Here is a 21,138-nt window from a genome sequence, read left to right as displayed (position 1 = left end):
TCACAATTCGAAATGAGGAAAAGAAGTGTACAAACCAAGTTACGGTTATTGCATTATAATGCTTATAATGATTTTTGGAGTAACTGCGTGCGGTTCTACAAGTATCAATAATTATAAAAGTGAGAAAACAGTTAGCGTCAAAGACGAGAGCACATGGAACTATCGAAGTGAAAAAGTCGAAAAAGCCCAGAATATTGCTTCTGCCGATCCGGAGTCCCTTCAGGACGACGACTTTGAGGTCTCATATCGATCACATAAGATTGATAAGAATACGGATATTAAAGAACTTATCCATAAGTGGGGTTACAGTGAAGGATTTGAAGCTAACAATAGAGGATATAATAGTGGGAATGGAACATATAGAAGATGGAGTCTGTCCTATCCTAACTATGAGGAGCCAGAAATAAGATTTGTAGTTTTATCTAAGATTGAACTTGAAGGGGAGGAACTGGTGGATGGTGAAAGCTATTTAGTAGCCGTGAGTTTGGAGAATCCCAAGTTTAAAACAAAAAGAGGCTTGAAGATCGGTGATACCCTTGGCAAAGTACTACAGCTCTATGGCAAACCGAGTATTGTAACAAATGGGAGTCTGCTTTATTCCAAGAATGGCTTACATTTGAGGATTCAGTGGGATACTGAAACGGAAAAAGTAAATAATATCTTCATAGAATATAATATGGAGAAATCCATAGAACAGCAACGTAGTGCTGATTATGTAGAAGAGGATGCTCAGCCCGACCCTGATCTAGAACCATATACTATTCAAAGGGAACAATCATTTACTACCATTCTTAATGGATGGGGAGAAGTAAAGTTTATATCCACTTTAAAAGATGAGGATACGAATGATCTGATTCAAGCAAAGTTTTTTTTGGAAGTTAACAGTGACAAAAATGTGGAAAACAAGATCCTGTACGAATTCCCCGAATTTTATGGTAACAACGGTAAAATGATTGATAGGATCAAAGCAGTAAGTTTTAAGGATTTGAATCAGGATGGACGTACGGATATTGTTATTATTGCTGATTATATCACCGGAGTTAATGCACACGGGATAGAAACTCTACCTATCGCGGGGATTTACTTTCAGAAAAAGGACAAAACGTACACTACCCTGCCTGAGTTGGATAAGAGTATCAATCAAACTGGACATAACCGAACACTTCAAAATGTCATTCAATACGTAAGCAAACAACGTATAAACGTTCAATGAACAACGTGAAAAGGGAGTTTTTTGAAATCAACTTTATAAAACAAAATAAAATACTATTTTTAATATTGTTATTTAGTCTGCTATTGAATGGATGTTCTGAACAACCTACGAATGAGAAGCAGCAAGCAGTTGATCCCATCAAACCTAGCACTCAAATGATAGAGAAAAAAGCTGTGACTGAACCAGAGTCTGCTGCTCAAAAACAAGATCGGAATAGCAATATTGTGAATCCGATTAATAAAAGAAATGAAAATTACGCCATAGATTCTAACACATTAGATCAGTTTATAAAGAAAATCCAACCCCCAAATGAGCAGCTTCAGAAAATATTAAAAGAAGATTTGGACCATGATGGAAAGCCGGATTACGTGCTTGCTTTTGGATTAGAAAAAGAGAAAATTGACGCCATATTTGTAGTCCGGGAGGATGCTGGTTATCACATCATTGATAAATTAAAGGACCCAGTTATGGTTGTGCATCTTAATAAAGATGTGAAGATCATGAAGTTGGATCAAACAGAACAAAAATTTATCGTGGTATATTCCACTAGCGAAGTGAATGAGGCAGAAGGCTTCTCTATATTTGCTTTGTACCATAACCAAATTAATAACCTGAATTACAGTTATCCAGAAGCAACAGGGCAAGGGAGCAGGAAGCTAGAGGACATTAATAAAGATGGTGTTTTTGAGGATGTGAGTTACTACCGCTTTCAGGATACTCAGCAACATACGATAATGACTTATCAAAAATTCAACAGGACCGGACCAGAAAAAACAAAAGTACTATATGAGAATGAAAACGAAAAATTTGCATACCCCACGGTTCCCAAAGATATTATTCAAAATTATTTGGAAGATCATTATCTTATGAATCGCTTCTTGATACACTTGCCTGAAATGGCGGAATTCACAGCTTTGTCAGAAAACCCGAAAAATAATTTTTTTGAAGATATCATAGATTTTTCCGCTATGGACTATACGGGATTAGATCTGAATATAAAAGAGATTGCTAATAAGGCTGATCAGCGGGCATTTTTGGTAAAGAGTAACTCAGAAGAAAAGGAATCAAACCAAGGACTTGTATTTACATTAGAAAAACAGTCAGGCAAGTGGAGGATTATGAGCATAGAATTAAACGATAAATCGTAGAGAGTGTGATATCCAGCATGAGTTACTTCAAGGGCGGTCGTATATGTTTCGTCCTGTTATTGTTATTTTCCTTCGTGGTACTGAACGGATGTACGGAGGGAAATGATTCTTCAAAAGCAGCAACAAATAATGCGCTTGTTCTCCAAAATGAAGCCGAAACGATTTCCTATTCGAAAAAGTTGGAGGTGTTAGTTCAAAAACTTCGAATAATCAACGATGAAAATATGGATTCTGATGTCAGACAAAATAAGCTTCAGAACTTCACACAGGATCTTAATTTGTTGTTAAACGAACCAGAAAGTGTAGGGATGAAGGACGGAGAATTAGTAGAAAAGTTCGATAACAATCTCACTATCTTAACAAAATCGTTTCAGTTAAAAAGTGGGCAGCTAAACGTTAGGGTTGTGAATTATAGAGCACCTAAAACGCTGACAGGTACGATCGGAGATAAATACACATTTATTCAGTGGTGGAGTATGAAGCAACTTGTGCACGCCCAGATGATTGAGGATGGCGGGCCAGAATTGGCTACAGATTTTGTGGTTCGAGATTCAGAGCACGGAATGCAGTTGTGGTTAGGGGGATATGTTTCCATATATCATCCAGATCCCGTATTCGTTGCTTTATGGGAGTTGTCTGGACAAAAGTGGACGCAGAAAAGCATAAATGTAGGTAAGATGAAGCTCCCAGATACGTGGGAACTGAACAAGGATATGAATGAGCCTATTATTATCGAGAGTCGACAACATGATAGCATGAGTATCGGAGTTTTAGACCACGACGATGGTTTCTTAATAAACAGTGATGATTCTGAACAGAACTTTATCATTGAGTTCTCCAAAAGCGGGGAAGTCCGTATTGATTCTGAACATAGCATCAGCTCAAATACTCATATTGAACAGCAAAGCTACGAACTCATTCAAGCGAAATATTCGGAACATGGAATCGTGATTAAATATCCTCAAATTACAAAGCTCAAGGATACTGCAAAGCAAAAATCTTTAAACCAAATTCTTAAGACCGAAGCGGTAAAAGGATTACACGAACATGTCGATTCTGGTACTGAAGCTCATGTAGAGATTGATTATGAAATTAAACGGCAAAGTGAACGGTTCTTGAGTGTTCAATATACGGGTGTTTGTTATGTGAAGGACGCAGCCTATCCTAATCATATTTTCTATACGACCAACTTGGATATGAAGCAGGCTTCAATATTAAGATTGAGTGATCTGGTGAAGATCGATAAACCTTTTATTGATCTTATAAAAAGCGGGAAATTCTCAGCTGTAGAGCCAGAACAAAAAGATTTACTTGGTAATCTTACTCAAGATGATTTGATTCTAGCATTAGCAAGCGCGGATGTACCCGAAGGATCGCCTGTGGAAGCAGGAATAGAATCATTTAGTTACCTCACAAGTGATTCATTAGGAATTAGTATTCCTGTGGCTCATGCAGTAGGGGACCATGCAGAGTATGAGATTCGTCTTGCGCAAATTCCAGATAATATCAAGCAAAATAAGGAACTATGGAGTGAGTTAAGTTTAGTTGTGGATCAGTCTGTTTCCGATGTTGGTGGTGGGAAATTGGATACTGACCAATATGAAGTTGCAGAGTCGCAGTCTTTTCAAACTACTCTCGAAGGCTTTGGGAAAGTAAGGTTTGTATCCACATATGGGTATCCGGAAGGTCTTCGTAAATTTTTTTTCTTCCTATTGGATGACCAAGGACATATTCTATATCCATTCCCTGATTTCTACGGGAACCGTGAGTGGGTTGCACGTTACGGAGGAGTAGAAGCAGTGGCCTTCAAGGATGTGAATAAGGATGGATTGAAGGATGTTATCATCATTGCCAATGTTGACAACGGGATTCATGGACCTGGTAGAGTTGATGAGTTCCCTATGGCCAGCATATATTTTCAGAAAAAAAATAAAACCTTTACCACGCTCCCTGCATTAGATCAGGCTCTCAACGATCAGGGACATAATCAAACCATTAAAGATGTCATTCAATACGTAAGCAAACAACGGATAAACGTAAACTAACCGACATAGAGGAGCGGTAACATGGGATATCCAATCATCAAGTATAATGGAACGGTTTTATCTCTTAAAAATCCGAAAGTTAAAGTTGTACAGAAAATGAATGAGCATGTGAAAGTCTTTTTGACAGGTGTGTTAACGGGTGCCCAAATGGAAGAGTACACAGATCATATGGAGGCAGGGGCGAAGTTAGTCGTTTCTTATGTGAATGATGATCAAAAGCAGAGTGTATTATTTAGGGGATTAGTCACGCAGTTCAGAATCAAGTTGGTGTCCAATGTAGCCTATTTGGTTGTCGAGGCCCTCTCCTATACAAGCCAGCTGGATGAAGTGCTTCATAGACAATCCTTTCAAAATGTGAAGATGAAGGTGCAGGCATTACTTGAACATGTACTCAAATCCTATCCCAAAGCCAATTGTACGAGCCGCTTAAAAGATCAGCTTTTACAGGAATTTACGATGCAATTCGACGAAACGGACTGGTCGTTTCTAAAACGTATAGCGTCTCGGCTTGGTTGGGGACTAATACCTGATCCGATTGGAGAAAAACCTCAGTTTTATTTTGGATTACCGGATGGTGTCAATCAAGGGGAGCTAAAGCAATATAACTACTCGATGACCAGAAAAACCAAACCAGGAGCCAGCAAGGATGACAATCTTTTATATTATAAAGTGCAAACGACAGGGGCTAGAGATGTCCTGCTGCAAATTGGGGCGGAGGTTAAATTTAAAGGGAAAGCTTTATACGTCCTGCAGTCTGTTGCGTTTATACGACATAGTGCTTTGTGGCATGAATATGTGCTGACTACAGCGGATGGAATGAAACAGGATTTGATTGTAAATGAAAGCATTCGTGGTATCTCGTTAAAATCGAAGGTTATTGGAATCGAGCAGGATCATGTGAAGGTTTTCTTTTATGAAATGGATAAGGTCAAGCCGAATGTCAAGGAAACCTACGCTTTCCCAACGGCTACATTTTATACATCGGAAGGGAATACAGGATGGTACTGCATGCCGGAGCTATTTGATTTTGTAGACATTTACTTTCCGACCGCTAAAGAAAAGGACGCCATTGTAACTCACTCGATCCGCAAGAGATCCAAAGGGGGCGACTTTATTCAGGACCCGTCCACGAAGATCTTTATGACCAAGTACCGCAAAGCTATTATTTTTGAGAAAAATGAAATTTTAATCACGGGGAACGACGATGAAGTGGTGATTCGACTGTTGGATGACCACGGCATCGAATTGCGGAGTAAAAAGGACATCCGTGTTAAGGCTGATGGAAATTTGGTATTCAATGCGGGGAACACAATTCAGGTCACCGCGAAGGATGCTATCGGTTTAAAATGTAAAACGAGTTTGGTAGAAATGGATGGTAACATCAAAATGACTGGAGAAAAGATAAAGACGCAATAACTAATCCATCGTGAGAGGGTAAAGAATATGGCTAAAGTAACTACAGGAGCAATCGTGAATGAGAAACCGCCTACCCAAGAAGATATGATTCAAGAATGGAAACGTAAAATTAGCAAAGGAGAATATCCTTTTATTCATGTAACTAAGCATAGCACCAAAGGTGAAGAGCGTTAAATATGACTAACGACGACTGGAAGAGGCCCCTAAGGGGCCTTTTCTGCAATCATGGTTCAATATTCTAATTCTTTTTAGGATTCCTACTATCGATGAACCAAGCAGGTCCTAATACATCTAGGACTTCTTTTTTTTCAAAATCGTAAGCGATGGATATCGAGTGATCTTCATGTCCTTTTATATAGCCGATTAGATAAATCGTGTTATTAACATAGCTACCTATATAGTCATAACTCTTAAATATGAAATCTGCCCTATAGTATTCCTTAATGTACTCTTTTCCAATAGGTATGCCTGTCCGAACGATTTCTTCCTTTTTGGCATTCGATGCGTACTGCATGTAATAGAAAACTCCTATCAGAATGACAAGTGATATAAAGACAAAAAGCCATAGTTGTTTCTTTTTCAAGTTGAAGTATTCTCCTTAAAATTGAGCTAAATATGCTATACGCTTTCTTAGGAATAAGGTGCATTCTTATCTATGACCTTACTATCAATAAACCAATCCGGTCCCGTAACATTGACGATTTCTTTTGAGTCCAAGTCATAGGATATCCTAATTAAGTCTGTATCGTTTCCTTTTATATAGCCGTAAAGATGTACTCTTGAAAAGACACTGTTTTCTTCAATATTGTAATTTTTTAATACGAAATCCGTATTATAGTGAGTTTTAATATATTTGATACTGACAGTAGTAGCAGACTCCACTATCTCTTCCTCTTGAGCGGTAGAAAAACCACAACCGCCCAGAATGGTTAATATTATGATGAGAACTGTGCAACATTTAAGGATTGTGTTCATTTACGCAACATTCCCCTAACATGCTATTTATAATTTAATGTGAACTACAACCCGAATGCAGTGAACAATGACTTGGTTCTTATTTTTGTTGCAAATATCTTTTAGTAACAGGAAGTATTATAATGATACTATTTCCTCATATTAGGAAAAAATCATCTGTTAGAGGGCTGATTATTTGGATACTGGACTTGACTTTAGAATGGAAAAATAATCTTTTTGGGATAGCGGTTGTCAATGAACCAATCTGGTCCGGTTACACTAGACACTTCTTTCTTTTTAAAATCGTAAGCGATAGATATCGATTGGCCTTCATGCCCTTTTATATAACCGATTAGATGAACCGTGTTATTAACATAGCTACCTATATAGTCATAACTCTTAAATATGAAATCTGCCCTATAGTATTTCTTGATGTACTCTTTTCCAATAGGTATGCCTGTCCGAACGATTTCTTCTTTTTTGGCATTCGATGCATACTGTATGTAATAGAAGACCCCTACCAGAATGACAAGTAATATAAAGACAAAAAGCCATAATTGTTTCTTTTTCAAGTTGAATTAATCTCCTTAGAATTGGGAGTGAATATGCTACACGCTTTCTTAGGAATAACGAGCATCCTCATCTATAACCCTACTATTAATAAACCAATAACAAACCAACCCGGTCCAGAAACGTTGATCACTTCTTTAGTTTAATAAGTGTAGTGAATGGTGATTTTGCTGTTCTCGTGACCTCTAATATAGCGTAGTTTGTAGTGGATAAGGTTGATGCCGATGGGAGTTGCGACATCTATAACTCTTTTTCTTGAGGTACTGAGAAACCGAATCCTGTCAGAATAAGCGGCGTCATAGAAATATTAGACACAACTTAAAAGGTATGTTCATTTACGTAATCTTCTCCTAACATACAGCTATAAAGTCCTAATCGTTATTAGGTAAGAACTATCACCAAAAATACAATCCTCTCCGACTTTGTTCTCATTTCTGTTCCGATTGATACTCGAAATAAATATAATACATTATAATGATATTGCTTCCTGAGAATGGAAGAGTGAACTTATTTACTGAATAAAGCGAATCTTATTTTATGGAACAGATACGTCCTTCTTGGGATCCTGACTATCGATGAACCAATCCGGTCCAGTTACGTAGAGTACCTTTTTTTTCTTATAGTCGTAATTTAGTGAGATTATCTGACCTTCATGTCCTTTTATATAGCCACGAAGATAAACGGTAGAGTTAACATAGCCGCCAATATAGTCGTAATTTTTGTATATAAACTCGGCATTATAATGTTTCCTAATGTATTCTTTTCCAATAGGTATGCCAGATTGGACGTATTCTTCTTTTTGTACATTCGCCGTATATTGCATGTAATAAAAGATTCCAACAAGGATTGAAACCAAGGTAAGAGCAGAAAGCCAAATTTTCTTTTTCAATTTTCTTTTCTCCTTTAATGGAAATAATGACTTTTTATAACTTTATAATATCTCAGCTATTTAGACAAGGTGGGGAAAAATTGAATTACGTTAAAGATGAAACTTACTGGATCATATCGAATGAAGCTTACGAATTGAATATTGATCCAAAGACTTATAGAAATAATAACATTCCTGGTTGGAGGGTTGCTGATTTAGACGAGAAACTATTACATGACACGAACGGTTCTGGATTTGATGCGACCGTTTTTCACAATGAGAATAGCAATCAGGTGATTATAGGATATAGGGGAACTGAACCAGGGGGAAGACCAATATGGAGTAGAGCGATGGACATAGGAACGGATATTAGCGATGTTGTGGGCGGACGAGCGAAAAATTTAAATCAAGTTCACGATTATTATGTAAATAATCAAGAAGAGATAAAAAAGCTCCCCCCACAGGTACAAAGTTCATTTCATCAGTATGAGTCACAGTATCAGGATAATCAATTTACAAAAGCCCAAACACTGTATGACGAAGTGAAGAAGAAGTACCCCGCTGCTGAAATTTCTACGACAGGCCATTCTTTAGGCGGTGCAGAAGCAGAATATATTGCAGTGAAAAATGGTTTATCATCCGTGAGTTTTGCTGCTCCGGGTATTGTACATTTATTGCCTGAAGATCTTCAAAAGAGGGTGAAAGCAGGAGAATTCAAGAAGACTAATGTGGCTTTTGCCCATCCCGGAGATAGCGTTGGTGGGGGAGCTACTAAAGCTAATCAACATGTGGGGGAAACGTATCATATTGGGAGTGATTATAAGACTGCCAATGCGGCCAAGTTTACTATTCCTGTTTCAGTTCCACTTAAAAAAAATAATGAATTAAGAGATCTTATTTTTGGTCCTCAATGGTCCCCAATTGTTTTTGTCCCGGTTACGCTGCCTATGATGCAGCAAGATGCATTCACCAAATTCTATAATTCTGTATTAGGTGGAGAGAACACTCATAGCATGGGAAACTTTACGTTTGATGAAAATGGCAATATTAGCAATCCACTGTACACCATGGACGGTCAATTGGTGGAAGGCAATCCACGGGTGCAGGCGTACGAGCAAATGCTGGCCGCGCGAGCAGAACTCAAGGAAGTCATGGGCGACCTGGTTGAACGCTACGGTGGACAAATGGGTGCTTTCGGGCAGTTTGCTGCTACTACACTGGGAGTGAATCTGATGGGAGAAGGACAGCAAAATGGTCGCACCCATGGTGGGGCATATTTTGTGGGCAACAAAAATGGGGGCACAATTCAATTAACACCTGAGGAGCTAAAGCATGCGGCTAACCAGATGCGTTCCAGCCTGCATGGGTTCTCTAGCGATACCCGAGCATCCATCCAGTTATTTCAGGCTCATATCGGGACAAGTGAAAGTCAGTCTTTGACCCCAATTGCGCATAGTGCAACGGCAACGCTAGATCGGATTAATCGCTGGTATCAGGAATCAATTACGGAGATAGCAGAATATATAGATCGCAAGGGTCAGGAATTCACGATGGTGGATCAGTAAAAGATCAGCTGTAAGAACACAACAGGGGGCAAAAGAGATGGGCAGAATATCTTTGAGTCTGGGGGATCTGCGAAGGGCTGTACAGCAATGCGAACAGCTAAAGCAAAGACTTCAGCATCAGGAGCAGCAGATGAGAAATATATATGGTCGTCTGCAAGACTGGAGGGGCGAATCGGCTGCTGAATTAACACGTAAAATGGAGACGTTTCTCCAAGGCACAACTGTACGAATACAGGAATTGGACGATCATAAAGAGCAGTTGAAACGTTATATTCGGAAAATGGAAGAAGCTGATCGGCGTGAGGAGAGACGCAAACGGGCTGCACAATGGTGATGTAGAGCTCAACCATTAAGTCAGCTACATAACATATAAAAACCGTACAATCGCTAGGGGACTCCCGCGGGGTACGGTTAATTGCGTTTAAATAAAACTACATATATAGTAGAAGAAAAAAATATTCTCCCAGAGTGGTAACGATAACGACTTTGTAGTCTACTTTAATTTTCCTGCGGGGAATATAGCAGTGTTCGGAAACTTAAGGGTTAGACGAAAAAGTGTAAAAATGTTGAAAAGCTACAAAGTTCGACATATTGTTCGCTTTTTCGCATCATATGTTATTAGATTAGGGATTTTTGTTTGCTATTTATCGTATATTTATGTATAATCTATCGTGTTGAAAGATTGATTGTACGTAATATGCTGATGAGGGTGGGTTCATTGACGCTGCTCGACAGTAACGAAAGCAAGAAGCGGATGTGCCAGATTTACAATGAAGTTTCAAAGGAACTGTTCGGCTTCGGGACCACGCTGCTGCGGGCCACCGTTGAGAACAACATTGTTACCTTTGTGGCGAAGCACCGGCGTTCTCCACGCTCGGCGGCATTGGAAGTGGAAGCCCCCGGCTTGAAGCTGGAAGTGGATTTCCGAATGTCCATGCTGTACAAGAAGAGACTTCGTGAGAAGCTGATTGAGGATATGGAGCTCGATATAGAAGCTTTACTGCGCGATTATGATGCAGCAACGCAGTGGGCAATTACGAACATCATACTGAAAGAATCCTAATAAAATTGGATATTCGGCTTTTCGCTTCGGATCTATCTGAGGGGAGAACCTGTTATAACGCGCAGCGGGATCAACTTATTCTTTGTTTACGAAGAAAAGTATTCTTGTTTTACAAGAGTACTTTTCTTTTTTGTGTCATAAGGTGTGCAGAATAAAAAAACAGGGGGAGTTTCATATGAAAAAATGGTTTAAAGGATTTATGGCTGTGACCTTGGCATCTGTGGTACTGGCAGGTTGCGGCAGCAATGCTACTGGCGGTCAGACAGATGGAAAAGATGGCTCAGCTGATGGGAAAAAGAAACTAGTTATTTCAACATGGGGCTTTTCCGAGGACTTTTTTAACAAAGAAGTGTACGAGCCTTTTGAAAAGGAACATAACGTTGACATCGTGGTCGAAATTGGAAATAACGCAGAACGGTTGAACAAAATCAGTCAAGGAAGCACAGACGTCGATCTGATTTATCTGTCTGATTATTATGCTCAACAGGGAATCCAACAGGGATTGTTTGAGAAGCTGGATCGCAGCAAGGTGCCGAACCTGAACCAAATTTATGATATTGCCAAAGCGCCGCTGGGTGAGGAGTATGGTCCTGCTTATACGGTCGGGCGTCTCGGTATTGCTTATAATCCGGAGCTGGTGAAAAAGAATGTGACCTCTTGGGCTGACCTGTGGGGCAATGAGTTCAAAGGAAACGTGACTCTGCCGAACATTACGGCGACTGCCGGACCAATGATGGTAGATGCAGCCTCCAAAGTAGCGGGTAGTAAGGAGTTTAATGAAGACCAAGCCTTCGGAAAACTGAAAGAGCTGAGTCCGAATATCGTTAAGTTTTATAGTAAAACGTCCGAGTTCGTGAACATGTTTAGTCAACAAGAAATTGCGGGCGGTCCGATCATGGAAATGTACTTCAAAGATTTGCAGGCGGCTGTGCCAGGAGCGAAATTTGTAGCTCCTAGTGAAGGTGCTTACGCAGTAATGAACACGATTAATGTAGTGAAAGGCTCCGACCAGAAGGAGCTGGCTGAGGAATTTATCAACTGGCAGCTGAGCAAGGAAGTTCAAGAAAAATCTGCCAAGGCAAAGGTTGATTCCCCGGTGAATACGCAGGTGGTACTATCCGGTGCGGATACAGAGGGAATTACGTACGGTGCGGATGTAGTGAACAAGCTGACCAAGCTGGATATGAAGTTCGTTAACGATCATATCAAGGCATGGACAGATCGCTGGAACCGGGAAGTTGCACAATAATGAAAAAGGTCATATTAGATGTAGATACGGGCATTGATGATGCGTTGGGTATTTTACTAGCGGCCAAAAGTGGTCAGCTGGATATCCAAGCGATTACTACAGTATGCGGTAATGTTTCACTTAAACAAGCAACATTGAACACATGCAAAATCCTCGACCTTTTGGATAGACCGGATATTCCGGTTTATCGGGGGGCAGAGGCTCCCTTAATACGTAAAGGTCTGCACGAGCACCGTGTCCATGGAGAAGACGGCATTGGAGGTGCATTGAGTGGAGTAGTACCAGCCATGTCTGCGTCCGAAGGTTTTGCACCGGATATCATCATTGATACCGTGATGGCTCACCCGGGGGAAGTGACGCTCATTTGCACCGGCCCACTCACCAATCTGGCACTGGCGCTGCTCAAGTGTCCCGAGCTGACGGATCACGTCAATGAGGTCATTTTTATGGGCGGTGTTATTCACGGATGCGGCAATATTACACCTGTAGCGGAGTACAACATGTATGCTGATCCTGAAGCCGCACGAATCGTATTTCATGCAGGATTTGGCCGGTTGATACAGGTGGGACTGGATGTAACACGGAAGGCTCTGCTGACTGCGGATCATATTGCTCGTCTGACCCGCCCAGCAATTCGTAATTATGTAGCTGAAAGCACGGCCGTTTATACCAAGCGTTATGAAGAACGCAACGGGGTAAAAGCGTGTGCGCTTCATGACCCGCTTGCCGTGGGTGTCGCGTTGAATTCGAGGTTAGTAAATACCTCGCTGTTGTATGTCGACGTGGAAACCTCGAGTCGCATATGTGATGGACAAACAGTGGGCGATGTACAGAACCGCCTCAATCATAGCCCTAATATGAATGTGTGCGAACAGGTGGACAGCGAAGCTTTTCTGGAGCTGTTTATCCAGGTGCTGAATAAGGAATAACATTTTGATAACCGCAAGGAGCTACCCATGAAGAAAACATACTTGTATTGGCTGCTGCTGCCAGGTCTGCTCTTTCTGGCGGTGTTCATGGTCATTCCGATTGTGTTGACGATCGGTTCGACCTTCGTACTGAACAGCTCATTCACCCTAGAAGGCTATCTCCATTTCTTCAAGGACCCTTATTTTTTGAAAATATTGCTGACTACGCTGGAAGTCAGTGTCGTAACGACACTTGTGTGCGTATTACTCGGCTTCCCGACGGCTTATTATATTTCGCAAAAGGCCCCGCGTCGTAAAGGGATTTTGCTAGCGCTGGCTATCTTTCCCTTGTTGACGAGTCCGGTGGTGCGGTCATTCAGTTGGATGGTCATTCTGGGTCGCAAGGGGCTGTTAAATAACGTGCTCATCGGTTTAGGACTCGTGGATGAGCCGCTGAATATTTTGTATACTCCGGCAGCGATGATTATTGGTCTGGTTCATTTGTTTTTACCGCTGATGATTATTTCACTGATTGGTGTACTCGAAAATATCGACGGTGATCTTGTTCATGCTGCTCAGAGCCTCGGGGCCTCCAGATTTAGCGCATTTCGTAAAATCGTATTTCCGCTGTCTGTGCCGGGCCTGATCATTGGAAGCATTCTCGTTTTCGTGGGCAGTCTGACTGCATATACGACACCAGCACTACTTGGAGGAAAACAGCGGGTTATCGCTACATTTTTGTATCAGAACGCGATGACGCTAAACGACTGGTTTTTAGCTTCTGTTATTGCAACAATTATGATTGTTATTACATTTATCGTGGTCGGTCTCTTAAATAAGGCGGCCCATAAACTCAATCCGAAGGGGTAGGTGGATATGCGGGAGAAACATTACGGACTAGGCTTCTTTAGCCTGCTGGTCTTCATCTTTCTGCTCGGTCCGCTGTTGATCATATCGGTCACTTCTTTCGAGCCGGGCACGGTGTTAAAATTTCCTCCGCAGGGCTTTTCTTTGCGCTGGTATGAAAATATTTTTGAAGTGGATTTGTTTATGTCCACGTTCAAAACGTCCATTGTCGTTTCTCTGCTAGGCAACATCTTGGCACTGCTGATCGGTATGCCTGCCGCCTATGCACTTAGTCGTTTTTCGTTTCGCGGGAAGGATGCGCTGAATGCTTTGTTCCTTTCCCCGTTGCTTATACCAGGTATTGTTCTTGGTTTTACACTGCTGCGCTATCTGATCATTGTTTACCATTTACCAGTATATGCTGGACTATTGATCGGACATACGGTGATTATGCTGCCGTTCATTATTAGAGTCATTGCATCCAGTTTGTCTAACTTTGATTTCGCGATTGAGGAAGCAGCGCTTAGTTTGGGGGCTGGACGGCTGGAAACCTTTTTCAAGGTGGTTCTGCCCAACATCCGCTCAGGTATTATTGCGGCTATCCTGATTGCCTTTCTGGAATCATTCAACAATGTCGACATTTCCGTCTTTATGACAGGACCGGGCTTCAGCACCCTGCCCATTCAAATGCTGACTTACGTCGAAAATTATTTTGACCCGACGATTGCGGCGATTTCGGTTATGCTGATGATTTTGACCGGTATCCTGATGTTCTTGATTGAACGACTGATGGGATTGTCTTACTTCACTAAAAGGTAATGGAGGCTTCAACCTTATGGCACTGCTTACTCTGGATCGCGTATCGGTCGCTTATGACAACCAACTGATCTTGCAGGATTTCGATTTGCAGCTCGAACGGGGGCAATTGCTCTCGCTACTCGGACCGAGTGGTTGTGGCAAAACGACCACACTTCGTCTCATTGCAGGATTTCTCGAAGCTAAACAAGGAACATTTTTGTTTGACGATAAGGATTATACTCGGGTTCCGGTAAATAAACGGAACTTCGGCTTTGTATTCCAAAGTTATGCACTCTTCCCGCATTTGTCCGTTTTTGATAATGTTGCCTTTGGTCTGCGGTTACGCAAGGTAAAGGAAGATGATGTAAAGCGCCGCGTTATGACCATGCTGGATACGGTTAGCCTGGGGGGATTTGAAAAACGTTTCCCCGGTGAATTGTCAGGCGGACAGCGTCAACGTGTTGCGATTGCGCGAGCGCTTGTGATTGAACCCGACCTGTTGTTGTTTGATGAACCTCTGAGTAATTTGGATGCTAACCTGCGTGTAAATATGCGTGTGGAAATTCGCCGTATTCAACAGGAACTGGGCATCACTACCGTATATGTATCGCATGATCAGGAGGAATGTTTTTCGATTTCTGACCAGGTTGCGATTATGAATAAGGGGAACATCGAACAATTAGATGCTCCATCGACCATTTTTAAATATCCGACGACCGAATTTGTCGCCCGTTTTATTGGGTTTAATAATTTTCTGAGTTTTGACGAGCGTACTGAAGAAGGGGATCGTATTCGACTAAATACAGGCGATCTTTCGTTCGGTGTAGCGCGTAATCAGGGTACTGCCCAGCCGGGTGCTCGTCAGGGCGCTATTCGCCCGGATGATTTGGTCATTCGAACAGAAGGCAACGAGACAGGGGAAAATGAGCTTCCCGGTATTATTAAGGTAAGTACTTACCTGGGGCGTAGCTATCAGTATGTGGTAGAAACGGCGAAAGGCAACTTTACGGCTAATCAGGAAATGGATACGCCTTACCTGAGCGGTCAACGGGTTACCCTGCATTTTCCGGCAGATAAAATGGTGCTGGTCCAATAATCAGCGGGTTCGATGAAGGAGATACATCATGCGTGCAGACAAAATGATTTTACAAGTTAAGGTGTATAACAGTTACTATAAGACGTTTGAAGAAGGTAATGTAGCTATACTTGACGGTAAGTTTATGTATATCGGTCAGCGTGGTCTGGAGTCTTTTGAGGTGGCTGAGATTGTAGAGGGGCATGGGAAATATATGATTCCCGGCCTGATTGACATCCATCTGCATATCGAAAGCACAATGGTGACACCGGCAACCTTTTCCTATGGGCTGATTCGCAATGGGGTAACGACGATTGTACCGGAACCGCACGAAATGGCGAATGTTTTCGGATTGGAAGGCATTCAGGAAATGATGGAAGCCAGCAAAGATTGCGTGGCTGATATGTTCTATGGTATTCCAAGCTCTGTCCCGGCAACGCCGCTCGAAACCTCAGGAGGCGAGATCGGTATTCCCGAGATTGATGCGCTACTGCAAACCGGCGAAATGATCTGCCTGGGTGAAATTATGAACTATGTGGATGTCATTCGTGATCCGGAAAGCAAGACGAATCGCATCTTACGCCATGTTCGTGAGCATTACCCGGAGCTGATCATTGAAGGCCATACGCCGCAGCTGCTTGATCTGGACCTGCATCAGTTGATTTATGCGGGGATAGGCTCGGACCATACTCACCAAAGTATTGAAGGTATGAAGGCGCGGATGGCTGCCGGGATGTTTATTGAAATCCAGGAAAAATCGATGACCCCTGAAGTGATGGACTATCTTATTCAGGAAGATGTGGCACAGCATTTTTGCTTCGTAACGGATGATGTGATGCCAGACTCTTTCGTAGAACGAGGGCATCTGAACCATATTGTAAGTAAAGCTATCGGAATGGGCATGAAGCCTGAGGATGCCATTTATGCAGCTACGTTTACTCCTGCTGCACGGATGCGAATGCATGACCGCGGAACAATTGCACCGGGAAAAATAGCTGACTTTGTACTGCTGTCCGATCTTGGTCAATTTGATGTGGAGCAAGTCTATAAGGACGGACTCAAGGTATTCGATAAGTTCGAGGAATACCATCAAGCACCGATAAAAAGCCGCTTCCCCGCCCATTTTTATCAAAGTGTGAAGCTCAATCCGCTCACGGAGCAGGATTTTACGGTAAAGATGGATGTAGCTGATGGCACACATCAATGTCGTATTATGATGGTCAAGGATGGCTCAACTTTTACGAGCGAACGGATTGCATCTGCACATGTGGAGCAGGGTGAACTGGTATGGGAACATGGTGAACATGGACTCATCGCTACGTTTGAACGGTATGGAAAGAATGGCAACCGTGCTTACGGTTTGATCGGGGGAGATACGATTAAACGTGGGGCAGTGGCAACCACCTATTCGCACGATAACCATAACTTGCTGGTCGTAGGGCATAACAAGCAAGATATGATATTGGCTGCGAATACGGTTTTATCCAGCCAAGGTGGCTTTTGCGTAGTTGAAAATGGCAAGGTGCTGTCCCATTTGCCGTTAACCGTAGGCGGGATTTTAACAGAAGGACCGCTGGAAATGGTTGCAGCCCATGTGAAGGAGCTTCGTTCAGCCTTGTTGTCGCTGGGCTACCGCCATTACAATCCAATCATGTCGCTGAGTACGCATTCTTTGCCGGTCAGCCCGGCCCTGAAAATTACCGATCACGGCCTGATTGATGTAAATGCTGGCAAGGTTGTATCCTTAATCGTGGAACCTTCAGAGATGCAAGAATAATAAAAGAGCTGACCCTCTTACGGGCCGGCTCTTTTTTGCCGTGGCTAGGTATGAGGTAGTAGGTTATGGACTTTGCCTACAATACAGATACTTTAGCAGACAAAATTAACATCTTCTTTACTCCTATTGATGTAACCTATGTATAAAGATAAATAAGTCTTGATTGTGGATGTCCTATTGCATATAGAGTTTGATTTACAATCAATTCACGTAATCTTCATGATTAAAACCGAATAAAGACTTGAAAAACATCGACACAGTGTTATAATTAAAACAGGATTTAGATTAAGTCTAAATTAATTAATAAATATTTATTGGATTGACGCATGGGATTTTGAAGAAAATCAGACACTACTGTTAACGAGTATCCAAGCTTTACACCAACTATATTTTGAATGAAAACGAGAGGGGATTTTAACATGAGTACATTAAATCATACGAACGCACCTACACAAGAGGCCATTCAAGAATTGCACAAGGCATTGAATCGTCAGGTAGCTACCTGGTCTGTATTGTACACGAAACTGCATTATTTCCACTGGTATGTGAAAGGACCTAAATTCTTCACACTGCATGCTAAATTTGAAGAACTTTACAATGAAGCAACAGCTAATCTAGATACGATTGCTGAACGTTTGTTGGCTATTGGCGGCCGTCCGGCTGCGACCTTAAAGGAGCATTTGCAACTTTCAGCTATTCAGGAGTCCGCAGGTGAACAGACAGCTGACGATATGGTGAAGTCCGTTGTTGCTGATTTTAAAACCATCACCGTTGAACTGGCTAATGGGATGGAAGCAGCGGAAGCAGCACAGGATAAAGCGACAGAGGATCTTCTTAACGGCTTGAGAGAAGCAATGGATAAACATATCTGGATGCTGAGTGCGTATTTGGGATAATTAATTGGTGTATATTTCCACGTATATGGAGATCAGGTGAACAAGATACACATCCCGTTGGTTCCACTCTGCCACTGGAGTATAATAACGTGAAGGCGTGGAAGACCACAGGCTCTTGAGTCATAGAGCTGCCGGGATGGGGTGTATGTTATGGAAGTGAAACAACAGCTTTTGCATGAAGCGGAGCAGTTTATATATACATGTTATGAGGAGCTGGGCCGAAGCCGCGATGAAGCGGAAGCCCGGCTTCTTCATATTCGTTACGACATAGAGACTACGGGAACGTATGATCATACGTACGAAGAGCTGGAGCACGGAGCACTCATGGCTTGGCGCAATAGCAACCGTTGCATAGGGCGCTTATTTTGGGACAAGCTTTTGGTCAGGGATGCGCGGGGCGCGTCAGATGCGACGGAGGTGGTCTGCGAGCTCCTGGAGCATATGCGCATAGGAACGAATGGCGGTAAAATTAAGCCAACGCTTACTGTATTTCGCGCCTCCAAGCCGGGGCAGCCGAATATCCGCATCTGGAACCATCAACTCATTCGTTACGCTGGATATGAAACCGATCAAGGGATCATCGGGGACCCGATCTCGGTGGATTTTACCAATGTTTGTAAAGATATGGGCTGGCAAGGAGCGATGACTCCTTTTGATATTTTGCCACTGGTTGTGGAAGCAGGCGGGCGGCCTCCCGAGCTATTTGATATTCCTGAGCATTTGGTGATGGAGGTAGCCATTGAGCATCCAGAACTTTCGGGTTTCGCTTCCTTGGGATTACGTTGGTATGCCGTGCCTATGATTTCGGACATGACGCTGGAGATTGGCGGTATCATCTATACGGCGGCTCCCTTTAACGGCTGGTATATGGGAACAGAAATCGGCGCCCGTAATTTTGCGGATACCTTCCGCTATAATATGTTGCCACAGGTGGCTAAGCTGATGGGGCTGGATACGACGAGTGAAACAACGCTTTGGCGTGATCGGGCGCTGGTGGAATTGAATATTGCTGTGCTGCATTCTTTTAAAAAAGCGGGAGTCAGCATTGTCGACCACCATACCGCAGCGGCACAATTCAAGCTGTTTGAGGAACGGGAGGCCAAGGCTGGGCGCGCACTGACAGGCAATTGGACATGGCTGATCCCCCCGCTATCCCCGGCGACAACGCATATTTTTCATAGTTCCTACGATAATCGGCTTGTGAAGCCGAATTTCGGAGTTCAAGAGAAGCCGTATATGTCGAGACAGGCTAATACAGTATCAGATGCAGTGCTTCAGCAGAAGCGCCAAGGTTGCCCTTTTCATTCCGGATAATGATGGGAATGACCTAATGGCTGGATTAGGATTCCAGCTTATCCCATGCAACGATAAAAAGGGTAGCCAGTGGCCCTATTAATAGGGAGAGCAGAAACCAATTTAGCCCGCTCCGATTTTTGGATTGTGCCAAACCGGCATTAATAAGGGCAAGCGTTCCCCAGCCTATATAATAATCTTCTGACATGGTATTCTCCTTTGTAAAAAGGTATAATATCGTACTGTGTATGGTATGAACACATCCATGATTTCATAAGTTTAAAGTAAATATAACTTTATATATCCTGGTTTGAGGAGCGAAGCTAAGTTGGAAAGATATCAGGCAGAGCGCGTTGTCGCTGAGCTTTTGGAACGGGCTGCTATAGGTGTGACAGTTAAGCTGGAGAAACGTTTTCCTGGTGGAAGGCTGATTGGGGGCAAATATGCCATGAATGCTCACGCCATTACCATGTATACGGACGTTATTGAAACACAGTGTTTACAAATGTTCGGCAGCGTTGATCGAGTTGAGGAGTATTTTACAGTTGTGCTTGCACATGAGATCGGGCACGCCGCCGATACGGAATTAGTGGACCTCTCCGATGCTTTGGAGCAAGAGAGCGGGATAGGGACCCGGCAACGACTTGCGCTGCAAATTGAAGAAAACGCATGGAATTATGCGCTTAGATTGGTGCCTGAAATAGAAGCAACGTTTATTTCTGCCGTAATAGACGAGTCCTTGCTGGCCTATCGAGTCCCGGTTATGGAGCATTCTGACATTGCGTAACGATGATGATCCGAGAGCCGTCAGGCTCTTTTTTTGTTGATAATAACAGACGGATCGGCAGGATCATTTAAAGGAGTAGCTTTTTAAGCTGTGACACGCGTCCCTGGGATAGTTCGAGCATTTCGGCTAATTCTTTTTGAGATACATTAGGATGCTCCTGCATGAGCTGTTTTAGTTTATTCAGGAGATCATTCTGATTTCTGTAACTCCTTCTTTTCTTAGGCTGGACAGGACGGGATTCACTCAAATGACTGGAAGGATTATCGCTCTTCAGATTTTCAATACAACTTTTACATATCAGATGATCCCTAAAATAGCTCAAATGATCTACGGCACCACAAAAATAGCAAGAAACCCCCGTATACTTGCGAATCATCAGTCCCTCTGGGGTAATAAAAAAATCGAGGGCATCTCCAATATTAATATTCATAGAATTGCGCAGCTCCTTGGGCAGCACAATGCGGCCCAAATGGTCTAATGGCCGTGTCATTCCTGTGTTCTTCATCATTTTTCCCCTTTCCTGAAATGCGCTTATAGTTGTAGGAATTGTATGTATATATGCTGGAAGTACAAAGCGCTTATATTACAGTTTGTTTTGGTATAGCTCTGCTGAAAAAAAAGCTCCGGCATGACGAACAATTACGTCTGCCGGAGCATTGTACAGCCA

General features: G+C 42.5%; 23 protein-coding genes. 17 read left to right on the top strand and 6 right to left on the bottom strand.

What is annotated here, in order from left to right:
• Positions 1-25: 25 nt before the first annotated feature.
• Genes JOE49_RS04170 through JOE49_RS04150 form a run of 5 tightly spaced genes read left to right on the top strand, consistent with a single transcriptional unit; the run spans position 26 to position 5,996 of the window.
• A complete protein-coding gene (locus JOE49_RS04170) occupies positions 26-1,213 on the top strand; it encodes a hypothetical protein (RefSeq protein WP_209940610.1) in 1,188 nt (395 codons plus the stop codon).
• Positions 1,210-2,361, top strand: a complete 1,152-nt coding sequence (locus tag JOE49_RS04165) for a hypothetical protein (protein WP_237448887.1) — start codon at positions 1,210-1,212, stop codon at positions 2,359-2,361. Before JOE49_RS04170 ends, JOE49_RS04165 begins: the two co-directional genes overlap by 4 nt.
• Before the next feature lie 17 nt (positions 2,362-2,378).
• Entirely contained in the window at positions 2,379-4,406 is a 2,028-nt protein-coding gene (locus tag JOE49_RS04160; RefSeq protein WP_160788406.1) for a polysaccharide deacetylase family protein, read from the top strand.
• 21 nt (positions 4,407-4,427) lie between these two features.
• Positions 4,428-5,822, top strand: a complete 1,395-nt coding sequence (locus JOE49_RS04155; RefSeq protein ID WP_023990840.1) for a hypothetical protein — start codon at positions 4,428-4,430, stop codon at positions 5,820-5,822.
• A 27-nt stretch (positions 5,823-5,849) separates the two neighbouring features.
• The gene (locus tag JOE49_RS04150) at positions 5,850-5,996 is read left to right on the top strand and encodes a hypothetical protein (protein WP_023990839.1); all 147 of its coding nucleotides are present in this window, start codon (positions 5,850-5,852) and stop codon (positions 5,994-5,996) included.
• A 64-nt stretch (positions 5,997-6,060) separates the two neighbouring features.
• Here JOE49_RS04150 and JOE49_RS04145 read toward each other — a convergent pair whose 3' ends face one another.
• From JOE49_RS04145 to JOE49_RS04130, 4 genes are all read right to left on the bottom strand, one after another.
• Entirely contained in the window at positions 6,061-6,405 is a 345-nt protein-coding gene (locus tag JOE49_RS04145; protein WP_023990838.1) for a hypothetical protein, read from the bottom strand.
• 47 nt (positions 6,406-6,452) lie between these two features.
• The gene (locus tag JOE49_RS04140) at positions 6,453-6,797 is read right to left on the bottom strand and encodes a hypothetical protein (RefSeq protein ID WP_023990837.1); all 345 of its coding nucleotides are present in this window, start codon (positions 6,795-6,797) and stop codon (positions 6,453-6,455) included.
• A 194-nt stretch (positions 6,798-6,991) separates the two neighbouring features.
• Positions 6,992-7,348: a hypothetical protein gene (locus JOE49_RS04135; RefSeq protein ID WP_023990836.1), complete on the bottom strand. Its 357-nt coding sequence runs from the start codon at positions 7,346-7,348 to the stop codon at positions 6,992-6,994.
• Between the two features lie 533 nt (positions 7,349-7,881).
• On the bottom strand, positions 7,882-8,235 hold the full coding sequence (locus JOE49_RS04130) for a hypothetical protein (RefSeq protein ID WP_023990835.1): 354 nt from the start codon (positions 8,233-8,235) through the stop codon (positions 7,882-7,884).
• Between the two features lie 80 nt (positions 8,236-8,315).
• Between JOE49_RS04130 and JOE49_RS04125 the strand changes: the two genes are divergently transcribed.
• The 11 genes from JOE49_RS04125 (at position 8,316) to JOE49_RS04075 (ending at position 19,705) form a co-directional block, all read left to right on the top strand.
• Positions 8,316-9,779, top strand: coding sequence for a lipase family protein (locus JOE49_RS04125; protein WP_023990834.1), 1,464 nt, complete (start codon positions 8,316-8,318; stop codon positions 9,777-9,779).
• A gap of 37 nt (positions 9,780-9,816) precedes the next feature.
• On the top strand, positions 9,817-10,113 hold the full coding sequence (locus JOE49_RS04120; protein ID WP_028540769.1) for a WXG100 family type VII secretion target: 297 nt from the start codon (positions 9,817-9,819) through the stop codon (positions 10,111-10,113).
• 384 nt (positions 10,114-10,497) lie between these two features.
• A complete protein-coding gene (locus JOE49_RS04115) occupies positions 10,498-10,842 on the top strand; it encodes a hypothetical protein (protein WP_023990832.1) in 345 nt (114 codons plus the stop codon).
• A gap of 175 nt (positions 10,843-11,017) precedes the next feature.
• Positions 11,018-12,091 (top strand): ABC transporter substrate-binding protein, encoded by a 1,074-nt coding sequence (locus JOE49_RS04110; RefSeq protein WP_104497685.1) that lies wholly within the window; start codon positions 11,018-11,020, stop codon positions 12,089-12,091.
• Positions 12,091-13,020, top strand: coding sequence for a nucleoside hydrolase (locus JOE49_RS04105; RefSeq protein WP_068939012.1), 930 nt, complete (start codon positions 12,091-12,093; stop codon positions 13,018-13,020). Before JOE49_RS04110 ends, JOE49_RS04105 begins: the two co-directional genes overlap by 1 nt.
• A gap of 27 nt (positions 13,021-13,047) precedes the next feature.
• Positions 13,048-13,869: an ABC transporter permease gene (locus JOE49_RS04100; protein ID WP_209940609.1), complete on the top strand. Its 822-nt coding sequence runs from the start codon at positions 13,048-13,050 to the stop codon at positions 13,867-13,869.
• A gap of 6 nt (positions 13,870-13,875) precedes the next feature.
• Complete coding sequence (locus tag JOE49_RS04095) at positions 13,876-14,664, top strand: ABC transporter permease (RefSeq protein ID WP_013312456.1); 789 nt, start codon at positions 13,876-13,878, stop codon at positions 14,662-14,664.
• A gap of 16 nt (positions 14,665-14,680) precedes the next feature.
• On the top strand, positions 14,681-15,739 hold the full coding sequence (locus JOE49_RS04090) for an ABC transporter ATP-binding protein (RefSeq protein WP_023990829.1): 1,059 nt from the start codon (positions 14,681-14,683) through the stop codon (positions 15,737-15,739).
• A 28-nt stretch (positions 15,740-15,767) separates the two neighbouring features.
• A complete protein-coding gene (locus tag JOE49_RS04085) occupies positions 15,768-17,495 on the top strand; it encodes an adenine deaminase C-terminal domain-containing protein (RefSeq protein WP_209940608.1) in 1,728 nt (575 codons plus the stop codon).
• A gap of 419 nt (positions 17,496-17,914) precedes the next feature.
• On the top strand, positions 17,915-18,391 hold the full coding sequence (locus JOE49_RS04080; protein WP_023990827.1) for a Dps family protein: 477 nt from the start codon (positions 17,915-17,917) through the stop codon (positions 18,389-18,391).
• 150 nt (positions 18,392-18,541) lie between these two features.
• Positions 18,542-19,705: a nitric oxide synthase oxygenase gene (locus tag JOE49_RS04075; RefSeq protein ID WP_076264524.1), complete on the top strand. Its 1,164-nt coding sequence runs from the start codon at positions 18,542-18,544 to the stop codon at positions 19,703-19,705.
• Positions 19,706-19,730: 25 nt separating this feature from the next.
• Here JOE49_RS04075 and JOE49_RS04070 read toward each other — a convergent pair whose 3' ends face one another.
• Positions 19,731-19,892, bottom strand: coding sequence for a hypothetical protein (locus JOE49_RS04070; protein WP_013312451.1), 162 nt, complete (start codon positions 19,890-19,892; stop codon positions 19,731-19,733).
• Between the two features lie 120 nt (positions 19,893-20,012).
• Here JOE49_RS04070 and JOE49_RS04065 point away from each other — a divergent pair, with 120 nt between their 5' ends.
• Positions 20,013-20,471 (top strand): hypothetical protein, encoded by a 459-nt coding sequence (locus tag JOE49_RS04065; protein ID WP_053326325.1) that lies wholly within the window; start codon positions 20,013-20,015, stop codon positions 20,469-20,471.
• A 67-nt stretch (positions 20,472-20,538) separates the two neighbouring features.
• Here the strand turns inward: JOE49_RS04065 and JOE49_RS04060 are convergent, their stop codons facing one another.
• A complete protein-coding gene (locus tag JOE49_RS04060) occupies positions 20,539-20,976 on the bottom strand; it encodes an AbrB/MazE/SpoVT family DNA-binding domain-containing protein (protein WP_013312449.1) in 438 nt (145 codons plus the stop codon).
• Positions 20,977-21,138: the final 162 nt, after the last annotated feature.

Source organism: Paenibacillus sp. PvR133 (assembly GCF_017833155.1).
GTDB lineage: Bacteria > Bacillota > Bacilli > Paenibacillales > Paenibacillaceae > Paenibacillus > Paenibacillus polymyxa_B.
The sequence above is the reverse complement of the archived record's forward strand: the minus strand, read 5'-3'. Positions and strand labels throughout refer to the sequence as shown.